At 70.3% G+C, this 9,844-nt stretch carries 9 protein-coding genes; 5 read left to right on the top strand and 4 right to left on the bottom strand.

Annotated elements, in window-relative coordinates; translation table 11 throughout:
* Nucleotides 1-978 (bottom strand): ATP-dependent helicase (locus VFL64_RS19205; RefSeq protein ID WP_489541989.1); only part of this gene is annotated, 978 nt, incomplete at its 3' end.
* 154 nt (nt 979-1,132) lie between these two features.
* Here VFL64_RS19205 and VFL64_RS19200 point away from each other — a divergent pair.
* Nucleotides 1,133-2,131 carry a hypothetical protein gene (locus VFL64_RS19200; protein WP_489541988.1) on the top strand — a complete coding sequence of 333 codons (999 nt, stop codon included), beginning with the start codon at nt 1,133-1,135 and terminating at the stop codon, nt 2,129-2,131.
* Nucleotides 2,132-2,176: 45 nt separating this feature from the next.
* Complete coding sequence (locus tag VFL64_RS19195; protein ID WP_489541987.1) at nt 2,177-3,709, top strand: alkaline phosphatase D family protein; 1,533 nt, start codon at nt 2,177-2,179, stop codon at nt 3,707-3,709.
* Between the two features lie 224 nt (nt 3,710-3,933).
* Here VFL64_RS19195 and VFL64_RS19190 read toward each other — a convergent pair whose 3' ends face one another.
* A complete protein-coding gene (locus VFL64_RS19190; protein WP_489541986.1) occupies nt 3,934-4,842 on the bottom strand; it encodes a LysR substrate-binding domain-containing protein in 909 nt (302 codons plus the stop codon).
* Nucleotides 4,843-4,934: 92 nt separating this feature from the next.
* Between VFL64_RS19190 and VFL64_RS19185 the strand changes: the two genes are divergently transcribed.
* Together VFL64_RS19185 and VFL64_RS19180 are read left to right on the top strand one after the other, a co-directional pair.
* Nucleotides 4,935-5,699, top strand: a complete 765-nt coding sequence (locus VFL64_RS19185; RefSeq protein ID WP_489541985.1) for an SDR family NAD(P)-dependent oxidoreductase — start codon at nt 4,935-4,937, stop codon at nt 5,697-5,699.
* Nucleotides 5,700-5,804: 105 nt separating this feature from the next.
* Nucleotides 5,805-6,773 carry an AEC family transporter gene (locus VFL64_RS19180; RefSeq protein ID WP_489541984.1) on the top strand — a complete coding sequence of 323 codons (969 nt, stop codon included), beginning with the start codon at nt 5,805-5,807 and terminating at the stop codon, nt 6,771-6,773.
* Here VFL64_RS19180 and VFL64_RS19175 read toward each other — a convergent pair.
* Nucleotides 6,735-7,394 (bottom strand): TetR/AcrR family transcriptional regulator, encoded by a 660-nt coding sequence (locus VFL64_RS19175; RefSeq protein ID WP_489541983.1) that lies wholly within the window; start codon nt 7,392-7,394, stop codon nt 6,735-6,737. The genes VFL64_RS19180 and VFL64_RS19175 overlap by 39 nt on opposite strands.
* Nucleotides 7,395-7,476: 82 nt before the next feature.
* Between VFL64_RS19175 and VFL64_RS19170 the strand changes: the two genes are divergently transcribed.
* Nucleotides 7,477-8,592 carry a DUF2855 family protein gene (locus VFL64_RS19170; protein ID WP_489541982.1) on the top strand — a complete coding sequence of 372 codons (1,116 nt, stop codon included), beginning with the start codon at nt 7,477-7,479 and terminating at the stop codon, nt 8,590-8,592.
* A 4-nt stretch (nt 8,593-8,596) separates the two neighbouring features.
* Here VFL64_RS19170 and sppA read toward each other — a convergent pair.
* Nucleotides 8,597-9,844 (bottom strand): signal peptide peptidase SppA (sppA, locus tag VFL64_RS19165; protein WP_489541981.1); only part of this gene is annotated, 1,248 nt, incomplete at its 5' end.

The following is a 9,844-nucleotide window of genomic DNA, read 5'->3' as shown; positions in this document are numbered from 1 at the left end:
CTGCACCGGCTCGCCGTCGCCCAGGTCGCTCCACAGCTTCTTCTCGAACAGCTTGGGGTTGTTGCCGATCACCGCATTGGCCGCGCGCAGGATGTGGCCGGTGGAGCGGTAGTTCTGCTCCAGCGGGATCACCTTCAGCGTGGGGTACTCGGCCGGCAGGCGGCGCAGGTTGTCGATGGTGGCGCCGCGCCAGCCGTAGATGGACTGGTCGTCGTCGCCCACGGCGGTGAACATGGCGCGCTCGCCGGCCAGCAGCTTGAGCATCTCGTACTGGATGGCGTTGGTGTCCTGGTACTCGTCGACCAGCAGGTAGCGCAGCGTGTCTTGCCATTTGGCGCGCACCTCGGCGTCGCGCTGCAGCAGCTTGTGCGGCAGGCCGATGAGGTCGTCGAAGTCGACCGCCTGGTAGGCGGCCAGGCGCTCCTCGTAGCGCTTCATCACTTGCTGGGCCACGCGCTCGTCGTCGTTCTGCGGCTCGATGCGGTCGGCGCTCAGGCCCTGGTTCTTCCACAGGCTGATGGCCCACTGCCAGCGTCGCGCGAGGTTGTTGTCGCTGGTGGAGCCGGCCTCCTTCAGCACGCCCAGCACGTCGTCGCTGTCGAGGATGCTGAACTGCTGCTTGAGCCCGAGCCTCTCGCCCTCGCTGCGCAGGATGCGCACGCCCAGCGAGTGGAAGGTGCTCACCACCAGGTTCTTGGCCGCGCGCGGGCCGATCAGCGCCTTGGCGCGCTCGCGCATTTCCTGCGCGGCCTTGTTGGTGAAGGTGATGGCGGCGATCTGCCCCGGCGCGTAGCCGGCCTCCAGCAGGCGCGCGATCTTGTGCGTGATCACGCGCGTCTTGCCCGAGCCGGCGCCGGCGAGCACCAGGCAGGGGCCATCGAGGTGGTGCACAGCGGCGAGCTGGGCCGAATTCAGCGTGGCGGGGAGGGCAGACAAGGCGGGGAAGGGTGTAGCGAAAGAGGGGGCGGACAGACTCATCATAGCCAGTGCGGTTCCGCCGCTCGGGCCCAGGAATCGGCCGCGAGCGTGCGAAGTTTGGCGAACCACGGGGCCAACCGGCATCGTCCTTGGCATGCCGCGTGAATACCATCCGCATCGCGACAAGGCCCATCAGGCCTCACCAAGGACACCCATGCCCTACCGTGCAGTGGTTCTCTCCGCCCTGGTCACTCTCTTCGCCGCAGCGGCTGCACAAGCCGCGCCGCCAGCCAAGAGCAACATCGGCAACAGCACCGAGTTCCGCATCGGCGCCATCGTTCCCGAGAGCTGGCCCAGTGCCGCGCAGGGGCAGGAGATCCGCAACGGCATGCTGCTCGCGCTCAAGATCTGGCCGGGCTACCCGGTGCCCAAGCTGGAGGTGAAGGACGATGCCTGCGACCCCAAGCGTGCGCAGGCCGCGGCGCAGGCCTTCATCGACGGCAAGGTCGACATCGTGCTCGGTGGCTGGTGCGTGGTCGGCACGGTGCCGGCCCTGCTCAAGGGCGCCGGCGTGGCCTACGTCTCCAGCAATGCCGAACGCTATGCCTCGGCCGACGCGGCGGCGCAGTTCGGCCGCATCGGCAGCGGCGTGGCCGACAGCATCGCCGCACGGCTGCGTGCGGAGGTGGGCCTGCGTGTGACGGCCAACAGCGTGTGCTGGATCGACATGGAGCCGCGCGTCTCCGAGAAGTACGACGCCGCGCTGTGCCCCACGCTGCCCATCGACAAGGCGCGCTGGGACGAGGTGGCGCCGACCTACTCGGCCGCCTTCCAGAAGCCCTTCACCACCTCGGCAGCGCGCGGCTATGCGGCGATGCAGATCGCGCTGGCCTACGTGACGCGCCTGCGGGCCGGCGCCAAGCCGGCCGTGGCCTGGGCCGAAGCGCAGGCCACGCCCACCGTGCTCGGCCGCCTGCCGGCGCGCGAGGCGGCCACGCCCGACGAGGCCATGCAGCTGATCTTCGGCGCCAAGCTGCCCAAGCTGCCGCCGCGCGAGACGGCCGCGCTCGACCAGCTGCTCAAGAGCAAGGCCTGCAGCTGCAAGGCCGACGCGCCCTGCGCGGCCAACAGCCCGTGGCGCGGCGTGCCCTTCGTGGTGGCCGGCCCCAGCGTGCCGGCGTGCGCGCAGGCGGTGGTGAGTTCGGCGCGCTGAGGGCCTGCCGAAAGGGCGTCACGCGGCTGTGCTACACCCGGCGCCATGAGCGCCTTGATCACCCGCCGTCAGATCCTTCATGCGTCCGTGGCGGCCACGTTCGCGCCCGCCTTCGTGCGCCACGCACTGGCCGCCGACACCCCACGCTTCGCGCTCGGCATCGCTTCGGGCCACCCGCGTGCTGACCGCCTGGTGCTGTGGACGCGGCTCGGCGGCGAGGCCTTGCCCGAACGCGTCGACGTGCGTTGGGAGCTGGCGCACGACGAAGCCTTCACGCAGATCGCCGCCCGCGGCACCGAGGTGGCCGAGGCCGCCTGGGCGCACAGCGTGCACGCCGAGCCCACGGGCCTGGAGCCAGGGCGCTGGTACTGGTACCGCTTCAGTGCGCTCGGCCAGCGCAGCGCCGTCGGCCGCACGCGCACCGCGCCGGCGGCCGATGCGCTGGCGGGCACGCTGCGCTTCGCCATCGCGAGCTGCCAGCGCTGGGACCACGGCCACTACGCCGCCTGGCGCCACGCCGCCGCGCAGGAGTTCGATCTCGTGCTCTTCCTCGGCGACTACATCTACGAATACGCCTCGCCGCCGATCGCGCTGCGCCTGCACGACGGCCCCGCCACGCGCACGCTCGCCGACTACCGCGCCCGCTACGCGCAGTACAAGAGCGACCCGGCCCTGCAGGCTGCGCACGCCGCGGCGCCGTGGATCACCGTGTGGGACGACCACGAGATCGAGAACGACTACGCCGCCGGCACGCCACAGACGCCCGACCCCTTCTTTGCCCAGCGCCGCGCCGCCGCCACGCAGGCCTACTGGGAGCACATGCCCTTCCCGAAGGCGATGCGGCCGCTTCACGGGTTTGGCACCGAGATGCGCCTGTACGACCGCTACGACTGGGGCACGCTCGCGCGCATCCACGCGCTCGACGACCGCCAGTACCGCGACGTGCAGGCCTGCCCCAAGCCTGGCCGCAACGGCTCGAACACCGTGCTGCTGAAAGACTGCCCCGAACTCGCCGACCCCAAGCGCACGCTGCTCGGCGCCGAGCAGGAGCGCTGGCTGGCACAAGGCTGGGACACCGAGCGGCCGTGGAACCTGCTCGCGCAGCAGACCCTGATGGCCCGCCTGAGCTGGACCGACGTTGCCACCACCGGTGGCAGCTACTGGACCGATGGCTGGGACGGCTACCCCGCGGCACGCCAGCGCCTGCTGGCCCCTGTGGCCGAACGCAAGCTGCCCGGCGTGGTGGTGCTGGGCGGCGACGTGCACGCGCACTACGTGGCCGACCTGAAGGCCGACTTCGACGACCCCAAGGCGCCCGTCATCGCGACCGAGTTCTGCGGCACCTCGATCTCCAGCAACGGCATGGCGCAGTCGCGCACTGCGACCGCCCACCAGCTCAACCCGCATGTGCGCTATGCGCACAGCGACCAGCGCGGCTACGTCGGTTTCACGCTCGGCCCCAAGCGGCTCGATGCCAGTCTCTACGCCGTGGCCAACCCGCGCGATGCGGGCTCGGCGGTGAACGTCGCGGCGCGTTTCAGCGTGGAAGTGGGCGCGCCCGGCGCGCAGTCAAGTTAGCGACAGCCTGCGGTACTAGTTCACGCTGATGTGGAGGGTCGGCAACAGATGTCCGAGTAGAAAGCCCTCTCTTTCTCGGGGGTGAGAAAGGGCACGGATACTCGCGCGCTTGCCGGCAATCACCTCAGCCGGCCCCAGTGTGTTCAACCCCCCGCCACCCGCGGGGGGCGTTTGGGGCCCGTGCCGCAGCGCGGGCCAAACGGCTCCTTCGGTTTCAACAAGCCCTAAGCCGCCGGGTCGACGTAAGGCGCAAGCACCTCGGCCGCCCAGGCCATGAACACCTGCACCCGCTGGGGCAGGTTGCGCCGGTTGGCGTAGACAAACGACACCGGCATCGAGGGTGCCCGGTACCGGGGCATCACCTCCACCAGCAGCCCGCGCTCGATCAAGCCCACCAACCCGGCCGCAGGGGCCTGGATCAAGCCCAGCCCCGCGAGGCAGGCCGACTGGTAGGCCTCGGTGCCGTTGACGGTGAGCGCGCCGGCCATGGCGACGCTGCGCGTGCGGCCTTCGTGCTGGTACTCCCAACCGGTGGGTTTCGCGCCCAGCGTGGGAAGGTAGTGGATGAGGCGGTGGCGAGCCAGGTCGTCGAGCGTCTTCGGCGTGCCGTGGCGCGCGAGGTAGGCGGGGCTCGCGCAGTTGATCTGCCGCAGCCGCCCCAGTGGCCGGCCCACCAGACCCGAGTCGACCAGGGTGCCCACGCGCAGCACGCAATCGAAGCCCTCGCGCACCACGTCGACCCGGCGGTCGGTGCTGCTGAGCTCGATGGCGAGCTGCGGGTGGGCCGCCAGGAAGTCGGGCAGGCGCGGAACGATCTGGTCGCGTGCGATGAGCGTGGGCATGTCCACCCGCAGCCGCCCGCGCAGCGACTGCACGCCTTGCTGGAACATGCCCTGCAACTCGTCCACGTCGGCCAGCAGGTCCTTGGCGCGCTCGTAGAAGGCCTGCCCGTCCTGCGTGAGCTGCACCTTGCGCGTGGTGCGGTGGAGCAGGCGCGTGCCGAGCCCGCCTTCGAGCTGCTGCACCACGGTGGAGACGCGGGCCTTGGGCAGGCCCAGTTGTTCGGCGGCCTGCGTGAAGCTGCTCAGTTCGGCCACCCGCACAAAGATCTGCAGGCCTTCGATTGTTTTCATATGCTGAACAAACCAATCTTTCTGCGAGTATTTATCGCAAAAGATTGGACCAATAAAGTGCCCTCACCGCAACCCGACCTCCAGAGGCACACATGAGCACCACCCCCTCCATCGCACTCATCACCGGCGGCAGCCGCGGCCTGGGCAAGAGCGCCGCATTGAAGCTGGCCGAGCAGGGCCACGACGTGATCCTCACCTACCGCCGCAACGCCGCCGAGGCCGACGCCGTGGTGGCGCAGATCACGCAAGGGGGCCGCCGCGCCGCCGCGCTGGCGCTCGACGTGGGCGACAGCCGCAGCTTCGGCGACTTCGCCGCCCAGCTGCGCCGCCTGCTCGCGCAGCGCTGGCAGCGCGAGCACTTCGACTTTCTCGTCAACAACGCCGGCATGGGCCACACGGCGAGCTTTGCCGACACCACCGAGGCGCAGTTCGACGAGCTGATGAACGTGCACCTCAAGGGCCCGTTCTTCCTCACGCAGGCGCTGCTGCCGCTGCTCGCCGATGGCGGGCGCATCGTCAACGTGTCGTCGGGCCTCACGCGTTTCGCCTTGCCGGGCTACGCCGCCTACTCCGCGATGAAGGGCGGCGTGGAGGTGCTCACGCGCTTCCTGGCCAAGGAGCTCGGCGCGCGCGGCATCGCCGTCAACACCCTCGCCCCCGGTGCCATCGAGACCGACTTCGGCGGCGGCCTGGTGCGCGACAACGCGCAGTTCAATGCGGCGATCGCTGCGCAGACGGCGCTCGGCCGCGTCGGTCTGCCCGACGACATTGGCGGCGCGGTGGCGGCCCTGCTGTCGCCGGGCAGCCGCTGGGTGAACGCGCAGCGCATCGAGGTTTCCGGCGGCCAGATGATCTAGGGCCCCCCAGTCGCTGCGCTCCTGCCCCCAAGGGGCGCCGTCCGGCTTGGGGCGGCCCGGCGCCGGACGCTGCGCGCCGCGAAGAGGCGGCGATACTCGCCGGCCATGCAGGCGATTCTCTCGGTCACCATCCCCTTCTTTGCACTCGTGCTGTGCGGCTACCTGGCCGCCCAGCGCCGTGTGCTGCCCGAGGCCGCGATCCCGGGGCTCAACGCCTTCGTGCTGTTCTTCGCGCTGCCCTGCATGCTGTTCCGCTTCGGCGCCAGCATGCCCTTCGCGCAGCTCATCAACCCGTCGCTGATCGGCGTCTACGCCCTGGCGGCGCTGGTGATCGTCTTCTTCACCGTGGCCGTCACGCTGCGCCGCGGTGAAGGCGCGAAGGGTGTCGACATGAAGGACGCCGCGTTCGGTGCGCTGGTCGCGGCCTTCCCCAACACCGGCTTCATGGGCGTGCCGCTGCTGGTGGCTCTGCTCGGCGAGCGGGCGGCCGGGCCGGTGATCGGGACCATCCTGGTCGACCTCTTCCTCACCAGCTCGCTGTGCATTGCGCTCGCGCAGGCCTCGGAAGCCTCGCACGGTGCGCTGTGGCGTTCGCTGCGCGGGGCGCTCAGCAACCCGCTGCCCTGGGCCATCGGCCTGGGCGCGGGGCTCGCCGCGAGCGGCTTGCAGCTGCCCGGCCCGGTGGCGCAGATCATCAAGATGCTGGGCGACGCGGCCACGCCGGTCGCGCTCTTCACCATCGGCTCGGTGCTGTGGCGCGCCGGCCAGCATGTGCACACGCGCACGCCGGTGCCGCAGTACCTGCCGGTGGCGCTGATCAAGCTCATCGTCCACCCGCTGGCGGTGCTGAGCTTGGGCTTGCTGCTGCGCGCCGCCGGCGTGCCGGTGCCCGAGTTTGGCCTGAGCGTGCTGATGCTCGCGGCGGCGCTGCCGAGCGCGAGCAACGTCTCGCTGCTGGCCGAGCGCTACGGTGCGGACAACGGCCGCGTGGCACGCATCATCATGGCCAGCACGGTGCTGGCCTTCGTCAGCTTCTCACTGTTGGCCTGGGGGCTGGGCGTCCAGTCCGGCTGAGGTCACGGCCAAAGCGACGAGGCGCTCCATCTCGCCGGCCCACTGGCGCATTTGCGCCGCATCGAGCTGCACCAGCATCGCGTAGCGGCGCCCGCCCCACACGGCCAGGTGCAGCGAGCGCACGGTGTCGGGTGAGGGGCGCCGCGGCAGGTCGGTGCAGGCGTCGAACACGCGCTGCCACATGGCCCCCAGCTCCTCGTTGGCGCGGCGCTGGTGCTTGGGCTCGGCCACCTGCGGTTCGAGCAGCAGCATGTCGGGGTGGAACCACGCCGGCTGCGGGTCGTGCACGCCGCAGGCCAGGTGCACCAGGCGGTGGATGCGCTCCTGCCAGCTGAGCCCTTCGGGCCGGGCGGCCTGCTCGTCCACCGTCTGGATCAGTGTCTCGATGCAGTGCCGCACATAGCCCGACTGCAGCGCGGCCTTGCTGGGGAAGTAGTCGTACAGCGTGCCCACCGCGATGCCGGCTTCGAGCGCCACGGCGCGGGTGGTCAGGCGGGCCCAGCCGTCGCGCTGCCAAATCCGAACAAAGGCGTCGAAGATGGCCTGCACCGTGACCTTGGCGCGGGCCTGCGTGGGCCGCTTCAAGGGCTTGGCCGGGGGCGTGGGGCGTGAGGTGGTCATGGTGTGCGTATCCGAACCCGCGGGGCGCTCGATCGCCCTACAGTTTTTGCACCCCGATCACACCACACGAAGGAGACCCGCCATGACCGTGCTGATCCGCTTGCAAACCGACAAGACCGCGCTCAACCGCACCCGCCTCGTCACCTCGACCCTGCCGCCGCTGAAGGAGGGCGAGGCGCTGCTGCGCATCGAGCGCCTGGCGGTCACGTCGAACAACATCACCTACGCCGCCTTCGGCGAGGTGCCGCACCTGCGCTACTGGAGCTTCTACCCCACCGGCGAAGAAGGCTGGGGCCACATGCCCGCCTGGGGCTTTGCCACCGTGGCGCGGTCGACGGTCGATGGCGTGAACGAAGGCGAGCGCTACTACGGCTTCTGGCCCATCGCCAGCCACGTGATCATGCAGCCGGTGCGCGTGGGCGAGCGCGGCTTCTACGACGGCACGCCGCACCGTCTGGAGCTGACCTCGGCCTACAACCAGTACCAGCGCACCAGCACCGACGCGGCCTACCGCGCGGCCGACGAGAACTTCCAGATGCTGCTGCGCCCGCTCTTCATCACCTCGTTCATGCTGGCCGACTTCCTGCAAGACAACGCCTACTTCGGCGCCAAGCAGGTGGTGGTGTCGAGCGCCTCCAGCAAGACGGCCTACGGCACGGCGTTCTGCCTGCAGGGTGACAAGAGCGTCGAGCTGGTCGGCATCACCTCGGCCGGCAACCAGGGCTTCGTCGACGGCCTGGGCTGCTACCAGCGCAGCGTGAAGTACGACGCCGTCGAGTCACTCGACCCCGCCGTGCCCACGCTGTACGTCGACTTCTCCGGTGACACCACCTTGCGCGCTCGCATCCACCAGCACTTCGGCGCGTCACTGGTGCACGATTGCTATGCCGGCTCGGCGCAAACGCACGACCACCTGAGCAAGGACACGCAGGCGCTGCCCGGCCCCAAGCCGCAGCCCTACTTCGCGCCGTACCAGATCAAGAAGCGCAACGCCGACTGGGGCGCGGCCGAGGTGACGCGCCGCTTCAACGAAGCGCAGCTCGCCTTCATCCGCCGCGTGAGCGACAGTGCCAAGCCATGGATGCTGGTGCGCGAACACAGCGGCTTCGGCGACGCGCAGAACCTGATCGACGCGCTGGTCTCCGGCCGCATCGACCCCAAGGAAGGGCACGTCGCGGTGCTGACCCAGCCCGCCTGAACGGTCAGGGTTCCTTGCACAGGCAGTGCGTGATGGCGGTGAAGGGCTTGCGCCCTTCACCCATCTCCGCCAGCCAGCCCAGTTCCTGCCGTGCCTCCTGCAGCACGCGGCCGGGCGCGCCCAGCGGGGCGATCTGCAGGTCGACCTTTGCCAGCAGCTGCTGCACCGCCGCCCCGCCCAGCAGCTCGAGCAGGCGCTCGGCGCGGCCGGGCTCGGGCTGGATGAAGACCACGCGCGCATCCTCGGGCAACTTGGCGCGCGTGGCCGCCGCCTTGAGCGCGTCGCGGTAGCCGCCCAGCGTGTCGACGAGCCCGCGCTCCTTGGCCTGCGCACCCGTCCACACACGGCCCTGGGCCACCGCGTCGATCTTGTCGGGCGTGGTCTTGCGCGCCTGCGCGGCCTTGCCGGTGAATTCGCTGTAGATCTGGTTGATGGCGATCTGCAGCAGCTCGTTGAAGCGCGGGTTGGGCGGCAGGCGCGGGTCGCCCACGCCGCCCAGCCAGGTGGTGGTGGTGCCGGCGGTGTGCACGCCCAGCTTGTCGAGCGCCTTGTCGGCCGTGGGCAGCAGCGCGAACACGCCGATCGAGCCGGTGATGGTGCCGGCGTCGGCCAGCACTTCGTCGGAGGCCATCGAGATCCAGTAGCCGCCCGAGGCCGCCACGTCGCCCATCGACACCACCACCGGCTTGCCGGCGGCACGCGTGAGCTCGAGCTCGCGGCGGATCATCTCCGAGCCGTAGACCGAGCCACCCGGCGAGTTGACGCGCAGCACCACGGCCTTGATGGCCTTGTCGTCGCGCGCCTTGCGGATCAGCTCGGCGGTGGAGATGCCGCCCACGGTGCCGGCCGGCGCCGGGCCGTCGACGATCTCGCCCTCGGCCACCACCACGCCGATGGCGTCGCCCAGCAGCTGCGGCTTCTGGCGCGCGAGGTAGCCCTCGTAGGAGACCTGGCGGAAGGTCTTGCCCTCGGAGTCCTTGGCGCCGCGCTCGATCATCATCTCGCGCAGTTCGTCCCTGGTCTTGAGGCCGTCGCCCAGCTTGCCGGCCAGCGCCAGCTTGGCGGCCTCGCCGCCTGCCGCCGTGAGGCGCTGGGGCAGCTCGTTGATCATCGCCATCACGCTGCCGGCGGGCAGCTTGCGCGCGGTCTCCACGCCCTCGGTGTACGTGGACCACAGGCCGTTGTAGAGGAAGGCATCGGCCTCGGCGGCAGCGGCCGAGGGCTCGTTGGCGATGAAGGGCTCGGCAAAGCT

Origin of the sequence: Rhizobacter sp., assembly GCF_035702065.1 — a bacterium.
GTDB lineage: Bacteria > Pseudomonadota > Gammaproteobacteria > Burkholderiales > Burkholderiaceae_C > Rhizobacter.
The sequence above is the reverse complement of the archived record's forward strand: the minus strand, read 5'-3'. Positions and strand labels throughout refer to the sequence as shown.

Bases quoted from the DNA above. Each gene is read 5' to 3' on its own strand.
- VFL64_RS19200 (WP_489541988.1), top strand. From the start codon at position 1,133: ATGCCCTACCGTGCAGTGGTTCTCTCCGCCCTGGTCACTCTCTTCGCC.
- VFL64_RS19170 (WP_489541982.1), top strand. From the start codon at position 7,477: ATGACCGTGCTGATCCGCTTGCAAACCGACAAGACCGCGCTCAACCGC.
- VFL64_RS19185 (WP_489541985.1), top strand. From the start codon at position 4,935: ATGAGCACCACCCCCTCCATCGCACTCATCACCGGCGGCAGCCGCGGC.
- VFL64_RS19190 (WP_489541986.1), bottom strand. From the start codon at position 4,842: ATGAAAACAATCGAAGGCCTGCAGATCTTTGTGCGGGTGGCCGAACTG.
- VFL64_RS19175 (WP_489541983.1), bottom strand. From the start codon at position 7,394: ATGACCACCTCACGCCCCACGCCCCCGGCCAAGCCCTTGAAGCGGCCC.
- VFL64_RS19195 (WP_489541987.1), top strand. From the start codon at position 2,177: ATGAGCGCCTTGATCACCCGCCGTCAGATCCTTCATGCGTCCGTGGCG.
- VFL64_RS19180 (WP_489541984.1), top strand. From the start codon at position 5,805: ATGCAGGCGATTCTCTCGGTCACCATCCCCTTCTTTGCACTCGTGCTG.